The sequence below is a fragment of the Nocardia thailandica NBRC 100428 genome (genome assembly GCF_000308795.1).
Classification (GTDB): Bacteria; Actinomycetota; Actinomycetes; order Mycobacteriales; family Mycobacteriaceae; genus Nocardia; species Nocardia thailandica.
In genome coordinates, this window is sequence record NZ_BAGK01000127.1 from 21,320 (window position 1) to 40,454 (window position 19,135).

Sequence of the window (19,135 nt, forward strand, 5' to 3'; positions counted from 1 at the left end):
CGTCGGAAGGAAACCGCTCCATGACCGGTCCCGGCCCCGGATCGCAGGACCGCCCCCGCGGTGTGCTCGTCCTGACCGGCATCTCCGCGGCGGGAAAGTCGACCGTGGCCCAGGCGCTGGCCGAGCGGCTGCCGCGATCGGCGCACGTGCGCGGCGACACCTTCCGGCGCATGATCGTCGGCGGCGCCGCCCCCATGACCGCGGACCCCGACCCCGAGGCCCTCGCCCAGCTGCGCCTGCGCCACCGGCTCACCGCCGCCACCGCCGACGCGTATGCCGGACAGGGCTTCACGACGATCGTGCAGGACGTGCTGCTCGGCGAACATCTCGCCACCCTCACCCGCGACATCCGCGCCCGGCCGCTGTCGGTGATCGTGCTCGCCCCGCGCCCGGACGTGGTCCGCGCCCGCGAGCGGCGGCGGTCCAAGACCGGCTACGGGCCCGACTGGCAACCCGAGGACCTCGACCGCATCCTGCGCGAGGACACCCCGCGCCTGGGCTGCCGGCTCGACACCTCGGGACAGAGCGTGGCCGAGGTCGTCGAGGAGATCCTGTCCGGTGCCTGGGCGCGGGGGCGGCTGGACTGAGGGGGCGAGTTCCGCACCTCCCACCGGAGGTACGACCTGGGGCCCTCCGGATCGGGACCGGGGTCCCGACGGCCCAGGCACATCGGCCCTTTCCTCGGGGGCGGCCGAACGGCGATCGTGGCAGACGCCAGCGGTGCGGTGGTGGCACCGGCGATCGGAGGTCGGACTCGTGGGTGGATCTGGACAGGTGACGGCGCGCGCGGTCGCGCGCGCGGCGGTGCAGGCCGAGGGCCCGGTGCCCGTGGCGACGGAGCGGCGGATGCGTGCCGCGCTCACGCGGACCCTGGACCGGCACGGTATCGACGGCGCGCGGATCCGGTCCCGCTGCACGGGCTCCGCGCTCGGACAGGTGCTCGTCCAGGTGAATCTGCGCGTGGGCGACGTCCCGGTCCGGATGCAGGCACTGGTCTCCGAGGACCGGGCCGACCGGGCCGCGGCCGCCCGGCTCGAACGCCAGATCGTGCGCGGCACGGGGGAGTGGGTACCGCGGCCCTGGCCCGCACCGGCGACCGGCCCCGGCCTGCTGGGGGGCGGGGACATCGTGCGGCGCAAGGTCGTCCGTCCCGCGGTGACCGATCCGCTCGGCGCCGCGCGAGCCCTCGACGCGATGGACTACGACGTCCACCTGTTCACCGACGCCGAGACCGGCCAGGACGCGATCGTCTACCGGGGCGGCCCCTGGGGGATACGGCTCCAGCGCCGCCGCGACCTGTGCCCGCCGCGAACGGGGCTCGGCCCGCGCGGCGTCACCGCCCTGACCGTCCACCCGCACCCGGCCCCGGTGCTCGGCGAGGCCGCCGCGGTCACCCGGCTCACCGAGCACGCGCTGCCGTTCCTGTTCCACACCGACCCCGCCACCGCGCGGGGCAGACTGCTCTATCGCCGCTTCGACGGCGGCCTCGGCCTGCTCGTCACCGGGCCCGACCGATGACCGGCCGCGCCGCGACGATCGTCGAACTCGGGCGGGCCGAGGCGATGCGGCTGCTGGCGGGCGCCGACTTCGGGCGCGTGGTGTTCACCAAGGACGCCCTGCCCGCCATCCGCCCGGTCAACCACCTCGTCGACGGCGACACCGTCATCATCCGCACCCGCCTCGCCACCGAGGTCGGCCGCGCCCTCCACACCCGTCCCCGCGCCGAATTCGTCGTCGCCTACGAGGCGGACGAGATCGACGGCCTGACGCGCAGCGGCTGGAGCGTCGTCGTGACCGGCCTGGCCCGCGCGGTGACCGACCCGCGGCTCGTCGCCGCCTACACCGCCCGGCTGCGGCCGTGGGTCAACACCGACCTCGACACCGTCATCGCGATCGAGCCGACCATCGTCACCGGCATCCGCCTGCGCCCAGGGCCCGGCCTGCCGGAATTCGCCGAACCCCGTGGAAAGGACCATCATCCGTGGCCACAGATCTGACCCAGACCCAGCTGCTCGCCGAACTCGAGCCCGTCGCGGCGCGCGAGGTGGACCGGCATCTCGCCGTCGCCAGGGACTGGGACCCGCACGACTACGTCCCCTGGGACGAGGGCCGCAACTTCGCCGCGCTCGGCGGAACCGACTGGGAGCCGGGGCAGTCCCGGCTGAACGAGGTCGCGAAGGCGGCCATGATCACCAACCTGCTCACCGAGGACAACCTGCCCTCGTATCACCGCGAGATCGCCACCCACTTCGCGCGCGACGGCGCCTGGGGCACCTGGGTCGGGCGCTGGACCGCAGAGGAGAACCGGCACAGCGTCGTCATGCGCGACTACCTGGTGGTCACGCGCGGCGTCGACCCGGTCGCGCTGGAGCACGACCGGATGGTCCACATGACCACCGGTTTCGGCGCGCCCGCCGGATCCGGCGACGGCGCCGGGTTCCTGCACTCGGTCGCCTACGTGTCCTTCCAGGAACTGGCCACGCGGGTGTCGCACCGCAACACGGGCCGGGTCTGCGACGACCCGGTGGCCGATCGCATGCTGGCCCGGGTCGCCGCCGACGAGAACCTGCACATGATCTTCTACCGCAACCTGTGCGCCGCCGCCCTCGACCTGGCGCCGGACCAGGCGATGGAGGCCATCACGCGCGTCGTGGTGAACTTCCGGATGCCCGGCACCGGAATGCCCAACTTCCGCAGGCACGGGGTCCTCATGGCCAAGCACGGGATCTACGACCTGCGCCAGCACCTCGAGGAAGTCCTGACACCGGTGGTACGCAAGTGGAACCTGCTGGGCCGCGACGACTTCGGGCCGCGCGGCGAGGCGGCACGGGAGGAGCTGGGCGGGTTCCTCGACGAGCTGGCCGCGGTGCGGATCCCGCGGTTCGAGGAACAGCGCGACCGCGCCCTCGCCAGGGAACGCCGCCGCGCGACCGTCGCGGGGTGAGGGGTCAGCGGTGCGGTGGCCTGCCGAGTTCGGCGGCCAGCACCGCCGCCTGGGTGCGGCGCTCCACGCCGAGCTTGGTGAGCAGGCGCGAGACATAGTTCTTGACCGTCTTCTCCGCCAGGAACATCCGCGCCGCGATCTGCCGGTTGGTCAGGCCCTCACCGAGCAGGGCGAGCAGGGTGCGTTCCTGATCGGTCAGCGCGGCAAGGGGGCCGGTCTTCTCCTCGGCCTCGCTGCGCAGCTTGGCCATCAACGCGGCGGCGGCCCGGTTGTCGAGCAGGGACTTGCCCTGGCCGATCTCGCGCACCGCCTTGATCAGCTCGAGGCTGCGGATGTCCTTGACCACGTAGCCGCTCGCACCGGCGAGGATGGCGTCGAGCATGGCCTGTTCGTCGGTGAAGGAGGTCAGGATCAGGCATTTGAGATCCGGGTCGGCCGAGAGCAGCTCGCGGCACAGCTCGATGCCGTTGCCGTCGGGCAGCCGCACGTCGAGCACCACCACCTCCGGGCGCAGCGCCGGGATCCGGGCCAGCGCCTGGTGGCAGGAGTCGGCCTCGCCGATCACCTCCAGGTCCGGCTCGGTGGCGATCAGATCCGCCACGCCACGGCGCACGATCTCGTGGTCGTCGACCAGGAACACCGAGGTCATCGGGAGCCTCCTCTCCGCAGGGCACTACCGCCATTATGCGAGGCGGGTGCCCGACGGCGGTACTCCCTCCCGCGCCGACGAGGTTCGGCCGCCACCCCGCGCGGCTGAGGCAGACTGGGACTCTCGCCGGACATCCCGATCCCGGCCGCGCCCGCCGGCGGCCGACCCCCGGTCGACCACCACGACGAAGGGATGATCATGACCACCCCCACCGGACACCGTCCCGTGCTCGCGGCCGTCGACGGCTCGGCGAGCTCCTACCAGGCCGTGGGCTGGGCCGCCGCCGAGGCGGTGCTGCACGACCGCGCCCTGCACATCCTGACCTCCGCCGAGACCGCCCCCGGGCCCGCGCCGGACCCGGCCGAGACCGAACGACGACGCGCCGACGCCGACCGGATCCTGGGCGAGGCGGCGTGGATCGCGCGCGCGGCCGTGCCGGACCGGGATCTGGCGATCACCACCGAGGTGTGCGCCGAGGCGCCGGTGCCGCTGCTCATCGCGCGCTCCGCGGACGCGGCGATCCTGGTCGTCGGCAGCCGGGGGCGCGGCGCGTTCCAGCGCAGCCTGCTCGGCTCGGTGAGCACCGCGGTCACCCGGCACGCCCGCTGCCCGGTCGCGGTCGTCCAGGACTTCGCCGCGCTGGACCCGGTGACCCGGACCCGCCCGGTGCTGGTCGGGGTCGACGGCACCGCCAACAGCGCGCCCGCGGTGGCGCTGGCCTTCGAGGAGGCCGCGCGGCGCGAGGTCGGGCTGATCGCGCTGCACGCGTTCAGCGACTCTAGCGACCTGCCCGCCCTCGGCTGGGAGATCGGCCGCGGCTCCGCCGAGGCCGACCTGGCCCAGATGCTGGCCGGCTACGGCGAACGGTATCCGCGGGTGCCGGTCCGCCGGGTGGTCGTGGCCAACCGGCCGGTCCGCTCGCTCTACGACGAGTCGGCCTCGGCGCAGCTGCTCGTGGTCGGCAGCCACGGCCGCGGTGGCTTCGCGAGCATGATGCTCGGGTCGACCAGCACCGCGCTGCTCTACACCGTCGACATCCCCGTGATCGTGGTGCGCGAACGCGGCTGAGAGGGCCGCGTCTCAGACCACGGTGAGCACCTCGTCGATCCGGCGGCGCGGCGTGCGCTCGGGCCGGTCCTCGCCCGGCGCCGACCCGATGCGCACCAGGATCTGCGGGATGCCGGGGCCGCCCGCCAGGGCCGCGAGCAGCCTGCGGCCCGCGGGGTGCTCGGTGATGTGGGTCAGCGCGCAGGTCGACAGGCCCGCCGCGGCGCATTCGAGCAGCACCGCCGACAGCGCCTCGCCCGCGTGCAGCCACTCGGCGGGCCCGTCCCCGGCGGCGGACAGCACCGCCAGCCGCGAGCGGTCGAGGATCGCGGCGCGTCGCGGCGGATGCGCGGGGGCAGGGAACCCGCGCGCCACCCCGACCCGCGCCGCCTCGGCCTCGGAGGCGAGGGCACCGGCGGGCACCCCTTCGGTGGGCAGGGAATGCCCGGCCCACCAGTGGATCTCGGACTGGTACTCCATGTCGTAGCGGCGCAGCGCGTCGCTGTGCTCGGACGCGGCGGCCAGGCGTTCGCGCGCGTCCTCGGGCAGCACGTCGAAGCCGATGTGGTGCGGCGAGGTGAGTTTGGCGAGTTCGTGCCGGATCGCCTGCCAGTCCCGCGGCGGATCGAGGGGGAGGCGGTCGGTGTAGCGGTGCTCCATGACCGCCGCCCGCCGGAACACCCCAACGGGCGGGTCGGTCCAGCGCCGGAAACCGATGCGGGCCAGCAGGTCCGGGTTCGCCGGCTCGGGCAGCCGGGTCGTGTCGGTGTGCCAGCCCGCGGCGGCGAAGGCGGTGCGCGCGTGGTGCAGCACCGCGCCGCAGCTGATCACCGCCTGCCTGCCCTGCGGATCGGCGGCGCCGAGCAGGCGGGTGGCGTCCCGCGACAGGCGCAGCTCGGTGCCGTCGAAGTCCCAGTGCCAGGGCTGGGTGTTGTGGACCGAGGGCGCGCGGCAGGCGAGCGCGAGCGCCGCGCGCACCTGGGCCGGATCCGGGATCGTCGGGAGCGGTTCGGTGGTCATCTTCGAAGTGTGTCCGCAGGTGGGGGCCCGGCGAGACGGTCATCGTGCCCGTCCCGGCGGGACATAATCCCCCCGTGGCGGTGACTTCGGGCCCGCCCGCGGCGGGCCCACCCCCGGATCGGGGCTCAGCGCGCGCCTGCGCCGTCGGCGCAGACCGTCGCCGGGTCGAGGTCGAGCCCGCGCAGCAACTGGGCGTTGACCGCCACCACGATCGTCGAGGCCGACATCAGCAACGCGCCGACCTCCATCGGCAGGGTGATGCCCCAGGGCGCGAGCACCCCGGCGGCCAGCGGCACCGCGACGAGGTTGTACCCGGCCGCCCAGACCAGGTTCTGGGTCATCTTGCGATACGTCGCGCGCGAGAGTTCGATGACCGACACCACCGCGCGCGGATCGTCACCGGCCAGCACGACCCCCGCCGAGGCGATGGCCACGTCGGTGCCCGCGCCGATCGCGATCCCGACGTCGGCCCTGGCCAGCGCGGGCGCGTCGTTGACCCCGTCGCCTACCATCGCCACGCTGTGCCCGGCGTCCTGCAGCGACTTCACCTCGGCGCCCTTGTCCTGGGGTAGCACGCCGGCGAAGACCTGGTCGATGCCGAGCCGCGCGGCCACCGCGCGCGCCACCGGCTCGGCGTCGCCGGTGATCATCGCGACCCGGATCCCGCGCCGGTGCAGGGCCGTGATCGCCTGGGCGGATTCGGGGCGGATCTCGTCGGCCAGCGCCAGCGCGCCGACCAGCTCGCCGTTGCGCAGCACGTGCAGCACGGTCGATCCCCGCGCCGACCACTCCGCGGTGGCAGGCGCGGGGGAGAGGCGGTGGCGGGCGAGCAGGGCCGGGCCGCCGACGCTGATGGGCACGCCGCTGACGATCGCGGTCACGCCGACCCCGTTGTGCGCGGTGAACCCGGACGCCGGCGGGATCGGCAGCCCGCGCGCCATCGCGGTGGCCACGATCGCGCGGCCGAGCGGATGCTCGCTGTCGGATTCGGCGGCGGCCGCCAGGCGCAGCACCTCGGCGTCGTCGAAGCCCGCCGCGGTCGCGGTGACGGCGTCGACCGCGGGCTCGCCCCGGGTGAGGGTGCCGGTCTTGTCGAACAGGATCGTGTCGACGGTGCGCATGGCCTCGAGCGCGCGCCGGTCGGTGACCAGCACCCCGGCCCGCGCGGCGCGCTCGGTCGCGATGGACACCACGAGCGGGATGGCCAGCCCGAGGGCGTGCGGGCAGGCGATGACCAGCACGGTGACGGTGCGGGTGACCGCCGACTCCGGCTGCCCGAGTGCCAGCCAGACGATCGCGGTGAGCACGGCCGCGCCCGAGGCGAACCAGAACAGCCAGCCCGCGGCCCGGTCGGCCAGCACCTGCGCCCGGGAGGTGGAGTTCTGGGCCTCGGCCACCAGCCGCTGGATCCCGGCCAGGGCCGTGTCGGCGCCGACGGCGGTCACGCGCACCCGCAGCGCGGTGTCGGTGGTGACCGTGCCCGCGACCACCGTGTCGCCGGGCCCGCGCCGCACGGGCCGGGACTCGCCGGTGATCATGGACTCGTCGACGTCGGCGGTGCCGGCCGCCACGGTGCCGTCGGCGGGGACCCGCCCGCCGGGGCGCACCACGACCAGGTCGCCGGTGTGCAGGTCCGCGGCGGGCACGGTCCGGGTCGAACCGTCGCCGGTGACCAGTTCGGCCTCGTCGGGCAGCAGCGCGGCCAGCGAGTCGAGCGCGCTGGAAGCCTGGCCGAGCGACCGCATCTCGAGCCAGTGCCCGAGCAGCATGATGACGATCAGCAGGGCCAGTTCCCACCAGAAGTCGAGTTCGTGGGAGAGCAGGCCGAGGGTGGCGCCCCAGGACGCGGTGAAGGCCACGGTGATGGCCAGCGAGATCAGCAGCATCATGCCGGGCCGCCGGTCGCGGATCTCGGCGACGGCACCGGTCAGGAACGGGCGCCCGCCCCAGAAGAACATCACCGTGCCCAGCACCGGCGACACCCAGCGCAGGGCGGTGGGCACGGTGTAGCCGAGCAGGTCGGCGAACATGGCGTCCGCCGCGACGACCGGTACGGCCAGCGCCAGCATGGTCCAGAACAGCTGCCGGAACATCGTCACGTGATCGGCGTGGCCGCCGTGGCCGCCGTGGCCGGCATGGCCGCCGTGTCCGCCGTGGCCCGGCTCCGGGGACCGGGTCGGGTGATCGCTGCCGGGGTGTAGGTGCTCGCTGTGCATGTGCTGGCGGTCCTCCGGCGTCGGCGGCCGGGGCCGCGAACGAGTGCTTCGGCTGGCAGGTCGAGGGATCGATGCGTAACCGAATGGTAGCTCCCTGGACCGGCGATCCGCCCGCATCGGGCGCGTCCCGCGTGACCGGCGCCGCCCGGACGGGCAGACTGGGCCGATGGCAGACCTGTGGATCGAGGTGGGTTCGGGCGCGGTCCGGGCCGCGGGCGTCTCCGAGGTCTCGGTGACGAAGTCGAGCCGGGTGGTCGGTGGCCGCATGAGCCGCGACCGCTACGCGGTGGTCCTGCGCTTCTTCGGCTCGGCCAACACCGCGGGCAAGTCCCGCACCCGCGCGGTGTGGAGCTGTGACCGCGAGTCCGACGCCGAGCGCGTGGCGCGCGAGCTGCTGCGCCATCTGATCACCGACGCCGCCCGCCCCGGCGTCCTGGTGGTGCACCCCTCGGGGGAGATCGAACTGCGCGAGGTGTGATCCCCTTCCCCCTTCCACTGTATACACGATTCCGGGCCCTCATGAGGCCCCGAGATCTGGTCCATAATCGCTCGCTACATACCGAAACACCAGGTGAGGAGCGGTCTGCATGGCCTATGTTCTGGATTTCCCGGAGATCGACGCGACCTCGGTCGCGAGCGTCGGCGGCAAGGGCGCGAACCTGGGGGAGCTCGCACGCGTCGACGGGGTCCGGGTGCCGGACGGTTTCTGCGTCACGACCGCCGCGTTCCGGCGGGTGCTGTCCGCCGTCCCCGGGATCGAGGACCGGCTCGACGCGCTGAGCGCGGTCGACCCGGCGGACCGCGCCGCCGTCGCGGCGCACAGCGCCGGAATCCGCGCCGCCATCGAGGACTGCGCCGTCCCCGACGACATCGCCGCCGCGATCACCGGCGGGTACGCCCGCCTCGGTGCGGATACCGCGTGCGCGGTCCGCTCGAGCGCCACGGCCGAGGACCTGCCGACCGCGTCGTTCGCCGGCCAGCAGGACACCTACCTCAACGTCGTCGGCGCCGCCCCGGTGCTCGCGCACGTGCGCCGGTGCTGGGCGTCGCTGTTCACCGAGCGGGCGGTGACCTACCGGCAGCGCAACGGGTTCGGGCATCGCGCGGTCGACATGGCGGTGGTGGTGCAGCGCATGGTGTTCCCCCGCGCCGCGGGCATCCTGGTCACCGCCGACCCGGTCACCTCCGACCGCACGGTGGTCTCCGTCGACGCGGGTTTCGGCCTGGGCGAGGCGCTCGTGTCGGGCCTGGTCAATGCCGACGTCTATCAGGTCCGCGCCGGGGCGATCACGGCGAAGACCGTGGCCACCAAGAAGATCGCGATGGAGGCCGTGCCGGGCGGCGGTACCCGCGTCCGCGAACTCGACGCCGACCGGCAGCGCGCGCAGGTGCTGACCGACGAGGAGATCCTGCGGCTCGCCGCACTCGGCCGGCGCATCGAGGCACACTTCGGCAGCCCGCAGGACGTCGAATGGTGCCTCGACGGCGAGGATTTCCGCATCGTGCAGAGCCGCCCCCTCACCACCCTGTTCCCGATTCCCGACGCCCCCGACGACGCGCCCCGGGTCTACGTCTCGGTGGGTCACCAGCAGATGATGACCGACGCCATGAAGCCGCTCGGCCTGTCGGTGTGGCAGCTGACCAGCCCGGCGCCGATGCGGCACGCGGGCGGGCGCCTGTTCGTCGACATCACCCCGCGGCTGGCCTCTGCGGCGACCCGCCCCGCCCTGGTGGCGGTCCTCGGCAAGGACCCGCTCACCGGGGACGCGCTGCGCACGGTCCTCGAGCGCGACTTCGTGCCCCTGTCCGAGGGCGAGTCCCCTGCCGCCGCACCGGCTCCCGCCGCCCCGCTGATCGAGGCCGACCCCGCGCTGGTCGCCGAGCTGGTCGCGGAGAGCGAACGGTCGGTCGCCGCGCTCGAGCGCGAGATCGATACCCGGTCGGGCACCGATCTGCTGGACTTCGTCGAGGCCGACATCCAGGAGCTGCGCCGCGTGCTGTTCAACGCCCGCAGCCTGCAGGCGATCACCGCCGGGATGGAGGCGGCCGAGTGGCTGAACGAGCGCCTGGGGGAGTGGCTGGGGGAGAAGAACGCCGCCGACGTCCTGACCCAGTCGGTGCCGGGCAACGTCACCTCGGAGATGGGACTGGCGCTGCTGGACGTCGCCGACGTCATCCGGCCGCACCCGGAGGTGGTGGCCTATCTGCGGCACGTCGAGGAGTCCGGTGGCGACGGCGACGGCTTCCTCGACGAGCTCGCGCGGCGTCGCGGCGGCCCCGAGGCCCGCGCGGCGCTGGAACGCTTCCTCGACCGCTACGGGATGCGGTGTGTCGGCGAGATCGACATCACCCGCACGCGCTGGAGCGAACAGCCCACCGCCCTGGTGCCGACCCTCCTCGGCAACATCGCCAATTTCGCGCCGGGCGAAGGGGAACGACGTTTCGAGGAGGGCAGGCGCGCCGCCGAGCGGCAGGCGCGCGAGTTCCTGGAGCGGGTGCGCGCGCTCCCCGACGGCGCCCGCCGGGCCGAGGAGACCCGGGCGATGATCGACCGGGTTCGCACCTTCGCCGGATACCGGGAGTACCCGAAGTACGGGATGGTCGTCCGCTACGCCGTCTACAAGCGGGCGCTGCTGCGCCAGGCGGCGGAGCTGGTCCGGGCCGGGGTGCTCGAGCGGAGTGAGGACATCTACTTCCTGACCTTCGACGAACTGCGCGAGGTCGTGGGGACCGGTCGCGTCGCGCCGGGGCTGATCCGGGACCGGGCCGAGGCCTTCCGCTTCTACCGGACCCTGACCCCGCCGCGGATCCTGACCTCCGACGGCACCGCGCTGAGCGGCGCCTACCATCGCGACGACCTGCCCGACGGCGCCCTGCCCGGCATGGCGGTCTCGGCGGGAACGGTCGAGGGCCGGGCCCGGGTGGTCACCGACATCGCCCGGGCCGACCTGGCCCCCGGCGACATCCTGGTGACCCCTTACACCGATCCGAGCTGGACGCCGTTGTTCGTCGCGGTGACCGGACTGGTCACCGAGGTCGGCGGGCCGATGACCCACGGCGCGGTCATCGCGCGCGAGTACGGCCTGCCCGCCGTGGTCGGTGTCGAGAACGCGACGGCGCTGATCCGCGACGGCCAGCGGATCCGGGTGCACGGCACGGAGGGATACGTGGAGATCCTGCCGGCCGGGTGAGCGGTCAGCGCGAGCGCTCGACGGTGACGCGCAGGTTCTTCATGATGGGCTGATCGCTCTGCGTGCTGTAGTCGCCGATGGCGCACAGCACGTTGAGCTCGGGCATGTAGCCGGCGGCGCACCCGCGCGGAATGTCGTACGGGATGGCCTGATAGCGCCGGACCGAGCGGGTGCTGCCGTCGCGGGCGGTGCTGGTGATGTCGACCTCGTCGAACAGCTCCAGCCCGCGCTCGGCCATGTCCTCGGCGTTCATGAAGACCAGGGTGCGCAGGTTCTTCACGCCGCGGTAGCGGTCGTCGTGGGAGTAGATGGTGGTGTTCCACTGGTCGTGGGAGCGGATGGTGGCCAGGGTCAGGGTGCCCGGGGCGGTGGTGGTGTCGGGCAGGTCGGCGCGGGAGAACTCGGCGCGGCCCGACGGGGTCAGGAAGATCAGTTCGCGCGCGGGCTGGCGGATGCGGAAACCCAGCGGCAGCCGCACGCGGCGGTTGAAGTCCTCGAAGCCGTCGAGCACCCGTGCCATGGTGTCGCGGATGCGGTCGTAGTCGCCGACGTAGTGGTCCCACGGCGTCCGGCTCTGCGGCAGCGCGGCTTTCGCGATCCCGGCGATGATCGCGGGCTCGGACAGCAGGTGCGGGGAGGCGGGCTTCTTCATGCCCTTGGACAGGTGAACCATCGCCATCGCGTCCTCGACCGAGGTCTCCTGGATCTTGCCGCGTTGCTCGTCGCGCTCGGTGCGGCCCAGGCACGGCAGGATCAGCGCCCGCCCGCCGTGGACCAGGTGACTGCGGTTGAGCTTCGTGCTGACCTGGATCGTCATCTCGCAGCGGCGCAGGGCCTCGACGGTGTAGGCGGTGTCGGGGGCGGCCAGCGCGAAATTGCCGCCCATGCCGACGAAGACGCGCACCTGCCCGGCGTGCATGGCCTCGATGGTGGCGACGGTGTCCTTGCCGTCCTCGCGCGGCGGGTCGATCCCGCAGACCTGCGCCAGCCGGTCGAGGAAGGCCGGATCGGGACGATGGTTGATGCCGCAGGTCCGGTTGCCCTGCACGTTGCTGTGTCCGCGCACGGGCGAGGGGCCCGCACCCTCCCGGCCCAGGTTGCCGCGCAGCAGGAGCAGGTTGACGATCTCGCGGATGGTGTCGACACCGTGCTCGTGCTGGGTGACACCGAGACACCAGCTGATGATGGACCGGTCGGCGTCACAGTAGATGCGTGCCGCCTTGCGCAGTTCGGCCTCGGTGAGCGCGGACTGGCGCTCGATCTCGGACCACGGGGTCGCCTCCACCTTCGCGCGGTAGGCATGGAACCCGGTCGTGTAGCGGTCGATGAACTCCTGGTCGAGGGCCTTGGGGTCGCGGGTGGACTCCTCGAGCACGGCCTTGGCGATGCCGCGGATGACCGCGAAGTCGCCGCCGATGCGCGTCTGCAGGTTCAGCGTGCCGGTGCGGGTGGCGTGGAAGGTCGCCATCTGCAGGAACTCGTGCGGGATGATCGTGCGCCGCGACCCCGCCTCGATCAGCGGGTTGATGTGCACGATCTGCGCGCCGCGGCGGTCGGCCTCGGCCAGGGCGGTCAGCATGCGTGGCGCGTTGGAGGCGGCGTTGACGCCCATGATGAACAGCGCGTCGGTGGCCTCCCAGTCGGCCAGGTCGCAGGTGCCCTTGCCGGTGCCGAGCGAGGCCTGCAGCGCCCGCCCGCTCGCCTCGTGGCACATGTTCGAGCAGTCGGGCAGGTTGTTGGTGCCCAGTTCGCGGGCCAGCAGCTGGTAGAGGAAGGTGGCCTCGTTGCCGAGGCGGCCCGAGGTGTAGAAGGCGGCCTGGTTCGGGTCGTCGAGTTCGCGCAGCGCGCGGCCGGCGAGCTCGAAGGCCTCCGCCCAGGAGATCGGCACGTAGGTGTCGGTGTCGGGGTCGTAGCTCATCGGCTCGGTGAGCCTGCCCTGGTTCTCCAGGTCGTGCTCGCTCCAGCCCGACAGCTCGGTCACGGTGTGGGCGGCGAAGAACGCGCGGTCGACCCGCTTGTGCGTCATCTCCCAGGTGACGTGCTTGATCCCGTTCTCGCAGATGTCGAGGTGGATGCCCTTGATCGAATCGGGCCACGCGCAGCCGGGGCAGTCGAAGCCGCCGTTCTCGTGGTTCATCTTCAGGATGGCGCGCGGGCCGAGGATCGGCTCCTTCTCCTTGCCGATCATGAACTCGGTGACCGCCTTGGCCGCGCCCCAGCCCGCCGCGGGATGGTCGTAGGGCCGGAACTCCGGCTGCGCGGCGGCGTCGCGCGCGCCGCTCGGTCCGCCGTCGGGGTCGAACCGGTTGGTGGAGTCCACAGCCATGACAATCCCTTCGACGACACTGGGCGGAGCTCGGTACGCCGGACACGGTCCCGCCGGAGCGGACCCTCCGCCGATCGTATTGCCCGTCGCCGTCGGTGAACAGCACCGAAACCGTGTCGTCGCCCGGCGGACCCTCAGATCACGAAGGGGATGAGGGCCTTGCGGTCGGTCGGGTAGTCGGCGAACTTCTCCCGGTACCACCGGTGGGTGGCGAAGGCGCGCGGCACCAGGTTGCCCGCGGTGATCAGCAGGATGACCACGCCGGCCAGGCTCCAGGTCAGCAGGGCGAACCCGGCCCAGGCGACGAGCTCCCCCAGATACGCCGGGCTGGTGACGTAGCGGAAGCCGCCGCCGAAGGGGACGCGGTACTCGGTCGCGCCCGGATCGGCCTTGTCGCGCAGGTTGCGCACGATCCACTCCGAGCGCACCAGCAGCGCGAATCCGCACAGATAGACGACGACACCGACGAGGAAGCGCGGGTCGGTGAGCCAGGCGGTGGTGTACTGCCCGAAGTAGTCGTTGCTGAAGAAGGCGCCGTTGAGATAGCCGTGCAGCGCCGTGACGAACATGCCCATGGCCAGCACCGAGACGTTGAAGCTGCTGCGCTTGCCCGGCACCTGCCGGATCGAGAGCGGGAAGAACCAGCCGCGATTGCCGTAGTGCAGCAGCCAGATCGCCGCGAGCACCAGCGGGACCGGTTCGAACCGGTGCGGCCCGGACAGATAGAACACCGCGAACACCACCGTCGCGGGGATCTCCATCAGCCACCAGCCCAGTTTCGGGTTGAGGTTGAACCCCAGGGCGGTCGTGGCGAAGCGGCCGTAGGGGCTCTGCGCGAACAGCCCGCCGACCAGCACGAACGCGGCGAAGGCGAAGGCGATCGTCAGCACCGTGTCGTAGGTGGTGTTCCCGGTGTACCAATCCATGGAGATCCTCGAGATGTGAGACGCGCGGCCGCAAATTAGAACATGTTCTACCATGGGTCCGGCTTCCTGGACCACGAACCGCGGAGGAAATCCATGCCGCCGAATCCGACCGCCGACGCCCTGCTCTCGGCCGTCCTCGCCTCACCGCGCGCGGTCGCCGCGCACGACAAGTCCGCCTGGGTGGGCCTTTTCGCCGGGGACGCCGAAGTCAACGACCCCGTCGGTTCGCGCCCGCACACCGGTCCCGCGGCGATCGCCCGGTTCTACGACACCTTCATCGCGCCCAACGACATCGCCTTCGACGTCGCCCGCGATGTGGTCGGCGGGCGGACCGTCGTGCGCGACCTGTTCATCGCGACCACCATGTCCACCGGCGCCACCGTCCGGGTCCCCATGCACCTGCGCTACGACCTCGCCGAGCTCGACGGCTCCTGGAAGATCGTCCGCCTCGCCGCGCACTGGGAGTTCACCGCCATGGTCACCCAGCTCATGCTGCGCACCGGCCTGCCGGGACTGGCCGCCGCGGCGCGGCTCGGGCCGCAACTCGTCGCCCATCAGGGCCTGTCCGGGGCGGTCGGCCTGCTGCGCGCCGTCCGCTGCGTCGGCAGGCCCGGCAAACACGCCGCCGCCCGCCTGTTCTCGTCGATGGCCGTCGGGGACGGCGCGCACGTGCGCGCCCTGCTCGGCGCGGCCGCGCTGCGCCGGTCCACCGGCGCGGAGCTCTCGATCGAGGAACTCGCCGCCGCCACCCGGAACCTGCGCTGGGACAAACTCATCGCCGCGGGCCGCACCGTGTCCGCCTCGGTGACGGTGGACGGCGGCGGCGGGATCGTGTTCGTCGATTTCGCCGCGCGCGGCCGCGAGATCGTCGCCGTCACCCTGTTCCTCGCCGAGGACCACTGACGAGCTCCCGGGTTCCCGCGCGAGCAGGGCTGCGCCCGAACGTGATTCGGCGGACTCCCGCCGCGGGGGCGGGTACCGTCGTGGTCGGTGTCGCGGCCGGTGACCGGTGCCGGGGCGCCCGTTCCTGGATGATCGGTGGTTCATGAACTCCTCACTCGTCGCCACGGCGCTGCCGCCCGCGCTGGCGGTCATCATGTTCGGGCTCGGGCTCTCGCTCACCGGCGCCGATTTCGCGCGGGTGCGTCGCGCGCCCGAGGTGGTCGTCATCGCGCTGGTGTGCCAGGTGGTCGCCCTGCCCGCTGTGGCGTTCGGCCTGGTCGTCGTGTTCGCCATGGACCCGCTGCTCGCGGTCGGCATGATGCTGCTCGCGGCCTCCCCGGGCGGGGCGACGGCGAATCTGTTCAGCCACCTGTTCCGCGGGGACGTGGCGCTCAACGTCACACTGACCGCGGTGAACTCGGTGCTGTGCGTGGTGACGGTGCCGGTGGTCACCAACCTGGCCGTCGCTCGCTTCGCCCCCGATCAGGCGGCGGAGCTGGGGCTGCAGTTCGGCAAGACGCTGCAGGTGATCGCGATCGTGCTGATCCCGGTGCTGATCGGGATGGCGGTGCGCCACCGCGCGCCGGGGTTCGCGGCGCGGATGGACCTGCCCGTGCGCGCGGCCTCCGTCGCGATCCTGGCGATCGTGGTCGTGGCGACCATGATGGCCGACCGCTCCGCGCTGGGCGGCTACCTGCTCGACGTGGGCGCGATCACCGCCACGTTCTGCGTGATCAGCCTCGCCACCGGCTATCTGGTGCCGCGCGCCTGCGGCGTCACCAGGCCGCAGGCGATCGCCTGCTCGATGGAGATCGGCGTGCACAACAGCGCCATCGCGATCACCCTGGCCGTCAGCGTGCTCGACAACGCGCGCATCGCCGTTCCCGCCGCCGTCTACGCGGTGCTCATGACGCCGCTGGCCGTCCTGGCGGGCAGCGTGATCAGCCGGGTCGGGCGCCGGGAACCCGCCGCGGTCGGCTAGGCATCCCGCGGTGCGGATACCCGGTGTCTCGGGAAGCGCCGACAGTCCGGTGGCGGGCGGCACCCTGCCGCTCGGGGCGGGCAATCGCGCGGCTCGCGTCCTGGGTGAGCCGGGCGCCCGAGGTCACCGGGCGACCGACCGCGCGTCGATCCGGACGGGCCGGGGAAGACCTGGTCGCGCGGTCGGACGATCGGATTCCCGATATCATGCCTCGGTGGGCGATGGGGAAACCGATGGGTTGATGGATCTGACGCAGCTGCGCACCTTCCTCGCCGTCTACCGCGCCGGGTCGATGACCGCGGGCGCCCGGCAGGCGGGGGTCTCCCAGCCGACGGTCACCCAGCAGTTGCAGGCCCTCGAACGTCGCCTGGGCCGTCCGCTGTTCGAACGCCTGCCCCGCGGTGTCGCGCCGACCCCGGCCGCCGACGACCTGGCCGCGCGGATCGCCGAGCCGCTCGACGCCCTTGCTGCCGCCTTCGGCACGGGACCGGCCGAGCTCGCCCCGGCCCCCGAACCGCCCGTGCTGCTGGGCGGTCCGGCGGACTTCCTGGCGGACCGCGCGATCCCGAGCCTCGCGCCCCTGATCGCCGAGGGCGTCCGCGTGCACGTGCGGACCGGGCTCACCGACGACCTGCTCGCCGCGCTGCACGCCGGGGGCCTGGATCTCGTGGTCGCCACGGTCCGCCCGCGCGGACGCACGGTGACGGCGGAGCCGCTGTGCGACGAAACCTTCGTTCTGGTGGCCGCCCCCGGAGTGGCCGCGCGGATCGACCGCGCCGCCCTCGCGGCCGACGGCCCCGCCGCCCTGGCGGGGGTGCCGCTGCTCACCTACGCCGTCGACGTGCCCATCCTGCGCCGCTACTGGCGCCACGTCTTCGGCGTCCGTCTCGACACCCGCCCCGCCCTGGTCGTCGACGACCTGCGCGCCGTGCTCGCCGCGGTCGTCGCGGGCGCGGGCGTGAGCGTCCTGCCGGACTACCTGTGCGCCCCCGAGCTCGCGGCGGGCGGCCTTGTCGCTCTCCTGACCCCCGACGATCCGCCGATCAACACGGCGTTCCTGGCCCGGCGCCCCGGCATGCCCGCGCGTCCGCACGTCGATCTGGTGGCCCGCCGCCTCCGCGCCGCGGCCGCCGGGTGGTGAGCGCGGCGCCGGGCTACGCGTCGGCGCGCTCGGCGGGATCGCGCGGCGGTTCCGCGACCGGCGGTCGCGCGCTGTCGCGGGTGTCGCCGAGCTCGGACAGGCAGACCCCGACCAGGACCATGATGGTGACCACGGCGCTGATGCCGAGGACGGGTCCGAGCATGTGGAACGCCTCCGATCCCCGGGGCGGCGTCGGGACGCGGTAGTCGGCGTGGGCGTGGACGGCGCTCATGCCGGTGTAGTGCATGCCGTTCACGGCCACCCCCATCACGACGGCGGCGCCGACCGTGACACCGAGATCGTCCACCCACGAGGTGAACCACAGCGCCACCGTCGAGGCGACCACGGCGATGACGACCGAGGCGGCCACCGGCCACAGGCGGTAGGACAGGTGCGCGTGGGTGTTCATGGCATACATGCCCAGGTAGTGCATCGCGCAGACGCCCAGGCCGGTCAGGGTGCCCGCCGCGAGCAGTGCCTCCACGCCGGGCCGGCCGCCGCGCACCAGGTACAGGCCCGCGCCGACCACCAGCACCGAGACGACCGCGCTGAGCGCGGTGAGCGGCACGTCGTAGCGGATGACCGCGCCTTGGATCGAGAAGCCGAGCATGGCCACGAAATGCATGACCCACACCCCGGTTCCGCCGATGGCGATCGCCGCGCCCGCCAGCCAGGCGCCGCCACCACGCGCCGAGCGGCGATGGCGCACCGCGCACCGCAGCCCGATGAAGCAGCCGAGCACCGACATGACGGCGGCGAGGACCGGGGTGAACCACCCGTAGGTGAAGTGATGGATCTCGAGCATGGAGCGGAGCTTTCGGGGTGGAGCGGCCCACGAACGGGCTACCGCGCCGGGTGCGCGGCCCACGATTGGTATCCCGCCGAATGCGCTCCGCGCCAGCGTGATCGGGCTTCTGTGAGGGTTGTCACGTCATGGATCGTCGTACCGGGTATTGCATTCCGGATATCGCGGTGGCTATGGCTCAGGCCAGCCTGCGCGCGAGTTCCTCGGCGACCCCGGCCGAGGACGCCGGGTTCTGGCCCGTGATCAGTGTGCGGTCGACCACGACGTTGGGCTCCCACGGCGGGCCCTCGACGAAGTCGGCGCCCAGGTCGGCGAGGCGGTCCTGCAGGAGCCAGCGCGCCTTGTCGGCGAAACCCGCCTGTGCCTCTTCGGCATTGGTGAAACCGGTCAGCCGGTACCCGGCGACGCTGCCGCTGCCGTCGGGCCGGGTCGCGGCCAGCAGCGCGGCGGGCGCGTGACACACCACCGCCAGGGGTTTGCCGGAGTCGAGGGCGGCGGTGAGCAGCGCGCCGGAGGTCGCGTCGACGGCCAGGTCCTCCATGGGGCCGTGCCCGCCGGGGTAGAAGACCGCGTCGACCTCGTCGAGCCGCACGTCCGCCAGGTCGAGCGGCGCGCGCAGTTCGGCGCTGGACCGGATCACCTCCGCGCGGTGGGCAGCGGTCTCGGCGCCCCCGTTCGCGTCGGGGGCGAGGCTGCCCGCGTCGACCACGGGCACCACGCCGCCCGGCGTGGCGACGACGATCTCGTGGCCCGCCGACTTCAGGATCTCGAACGGGACGACGAACTCCTCGGCCCAGTAGCCGGTCGGATGCCGGGTGCCGTCGGCCAGGGTCCAGTGATCGGCGCCGGTCAGGACGAACAGGATGCGCGACATGGGTACTCCTCGGCAGTTCGTGGTCGGTGGACGACGCCGGCGCGTGGCCGACGGTGACGGCTCGAACCTAGA

17 protein-coding genes are annotated in these 19,135 nt (G+C 73.0%); 10 read left to right on the forward strand and 7 right to left on the reverse strand.

Annotated features, from left to right (window positions below):
• Positions 1–20: 20 nt before the first annotated feature.
• The 4 genes from ON36_RS13465 (at position 21) to ON36_RS13480 (ending at position 2,944) form a co-directional block, all read left to right on the forward strand.
• Entirely contained in the window at positions 21–587 is a 567-nt protein-coding gene (locus ON36_RS13465) for an AAA family ATPase (RefSeq protein ID WP_052313949.1), read from the forward strand.
• Positions 588–756: 169 nt separating this feature from the next.
• Complete coding sequence (locus tag ON36_RS13470) at positions 757–1,518, forward strand: sigma 54 modulation/S30EA ribosomal C-terminal domain-containing protein (protein WP_157224867.1); 762 nt, start codon at positions 757–759, stop codon at positions 1,516–1,518.
• Positions 1,515–1,997: a pyridoxamine 5'-phosphate oxidase family protein gene (locus tag ON36_RS13475; RefSeq protein WP_083885116.1), complete on the forward strand. Its 483-nt coding sequence runs from the start codon at positions 1,515–1,517 to the stop codon at positions 1,995–1,997. Before ON36_RS13470 ends, ON36_RS13475 begins: the two co-directional genes overlap by 4 nt.
• On the forward strand, positions 1,982–2,944 hold the full coding sequence (locus ON36_RS13480) for an acyl-ACP desaturase (RefSeq protein WP_043652198.1): 963 nt from the start codon (positions 1,982–1,984) through the stop codon (positions 2,942–2,944). The genes ON36_RS13475 and ON36_RS13480 overlap by 16 nt, the downstream gene beginning before the upstream one ends.
• Positions 2,945–2,948: 4 nt before the next feature.
• On the opposite strand, the gene ON36_RS13485 is transcribed toward ON36_RS13480, so the two are convergent.
• The gene (locus ON36_RS13485; RefSeq protein WP_043652201.1) at positions 2,949–3,593 is read right to left on the reverse strand and encodes a response regulator; all 645 of its coding nucleotides are present in this window, start codon (positions 3,591–3,593) and stop codon (positions 2,949–2,951) included.
• Positions 3,594–3,791: 198 nt separating this feature from the next.
• Between ON36_RS13485 and ON36_RS13490 the strand changes: the two genes are divergently transcribed.
• The gene (locus ON36_RS13490; RefSeq protein ID WP_043652562.1) at positions 3,792–4,661 is read left to right on the forward strand and encodes a universal stress protein; all 870 of its coding nucleotides are present in this window, start codon (positions 3,792–3,794) and stop codon (positions 4,659–4,661) included.
• A gap of 12 nt (positions 4,662–4,673) precedes the next feature.
• Here ON36_RS13490 and ON36_RS13495 read toward each other — a convergent pair whose 3' ends face one another.
• Complete coding sequence (locus ON36_RS13495; RefSeq protein WP_043652204.1) at positions 4,674–5,660, reverse strand: Acg family FMN-binding oxidoreductase; 987 nt, start codon at positions 5,658–5,660, stop codon at positions 4,674–4,676.
• A 125-nt stretch (positions 5,661–5,785) separates the two neighbouring features.
• Complete coding sequence (locus tag ON36_RS13500; protein WP_043652206.1) at positions 5,786–7,876, reverse strand: heavy metal translocating P-type ATPase; 2,091 nt, start codon at positions 7,874–7,876, stop codon at positions 5,786–5,788.
• Between the two features lie 166 nt (positions 7,877–8,042).
• On the opposite strand from ON36_RS13500, the gene ON36_RS13505 reads away from it, so the two are divergent.
• Both ON36_RS13505 and rph read left to right on the forward strand, forming a co-directional pair.
• On the forward strand, positions 8,043–8,354 hold the full coding sequence (locus ON36_RS13505) for a hypothetical protein (protein ID WP_043652209.1): 312 nt from the start codon (positions 8,043–8,045) through the stop codon (positions 8,352–8,354).
• Between the two features lie 109 nt (positions 8,355–8,463).
• On the forward strand, positions 8,464–11,067 hold the full coding sequence (rph, locus tag ON36_RS13510; protein ID WP_043652212.1) for a rifamycin-inactivating phosphotransferase: 2,604 nt from the start codon (positions 8,464–8,466) through the stop codon (positions 11,065–11,067).
• A gap of 4 nt (positions 11,068–11,071) precedes the next feature.
• Here the strand turns inward: rph and ON36_RS13515 are convergent, their stop codons facing one another.
• Together ON36_RS13515 and ON36_RS13520 are read right to left on the reverse strand one after the other, a co-directional pair.
• Complete coding sequence (locus tag ON36_RS13515) at positions 11,072–13,393, reverse strand: FdhF/YdeP family oxidoreductase (protein ID WP_043652215.1); 2,322 nt, start codon at positions 13,391–13,393, stop codon at positions 11,072–11,074.
• A 134-nt stretch (positions 13,394–13,527) separates the two neighbouring features.
• Complete coding sequence (locus ON36_RS13520) at positions 13,528–14,319, reverse strand: phosphatidylethanolamine N-methyltransferase family domain-containing protein (protein WP_043652218.1); 792 nt, start codon at positions 14,317–14,319, stop codon at positions 13,528–13,530.
• A 93-nt stretch (positions 14,320–14,412) separates the two neighbouring features.
• On the opposite strand from ON36_RS13520, the gene ON36_RS13525 reads away from it, so the two are divergent.
• The 3 genes from ON36_RS13525 to ON36_RS13535 all read left to right on the forward strand — a co-directional run bounded on the left by ON36_RS13525 (position 14,413) and on the right by ON36_RS13535 (position 17,384).
• Positions 14,413–15,222, forward strand: a complete 810-nt coding sequence (locus tag ON36_RS13525) for a nuclear transport factor 2 family protein (RefSeq protein WP_043652221.1) — start codon at positions 14,413–14,415, stop codon at positions 15,220–15,222.
• 142 nt (positions 15,223–15,364) lie between these two features.
• The gene (locus ON36_RS13530; protein ID WP_043652224.1) at positions 15,365–16,243 is read left to right on the forward strand and encodes a bile acid:sodium symporter family protein; all 879 of its coding nucleotides are present in this window, start codon (positions 15,365–15,367) and stop codon (positions 16,241–16,243) included.
• 241 nt (positions 16,244–16,484) lie between these two features.
• Positions 16,485–17,384, forward strand: coding sequence for a LysR family transcriptional regulator (locus ON36_RS13535; protein ID WP_043652227.1), 900 nt, complete (start codon positions 16,485–16,487; stop codon positions 17,382–17,384).
• Positions 17,385–17,397: 13 nt separating this feature from the next.
• Here ON36_RS13535 and ON36_RS13540 read toward each other — a convergent pair whose 3' ends face one another.
• Together ON36_RS13540 and ON36_RS13545 are read right to left on the reverse strand one after the other, a co-directional pair.
• Positions 17,398–18,189, reverse strand: coding sequence for an MHYT domain-containing protein (locus tag ON36_RS13540; RefSeq protein WP_052313951.1), 792 nt, complete (start codon positions 18,187–18,189; stop codon positions 17,398–17,400).
• A 178-nt stretch (positions 18,190–18,367) separates the two neighbouring features.
• The gene (locus ON36_RS13545; protein ID WP_043652230.1) at positions 18,368–19,063 is read right to left on the reverse strand and encodes a type 1 glutamine amidotransferase domain-containing protein; all 696 of its coding nucleotides are present in this window, start codon (positions 19,061–19,063) and stop codon (positions 18,368–18,370) included.
• Between the last annotated feature and the right edge of the window lie 72 nt (positions 19,064–19,135).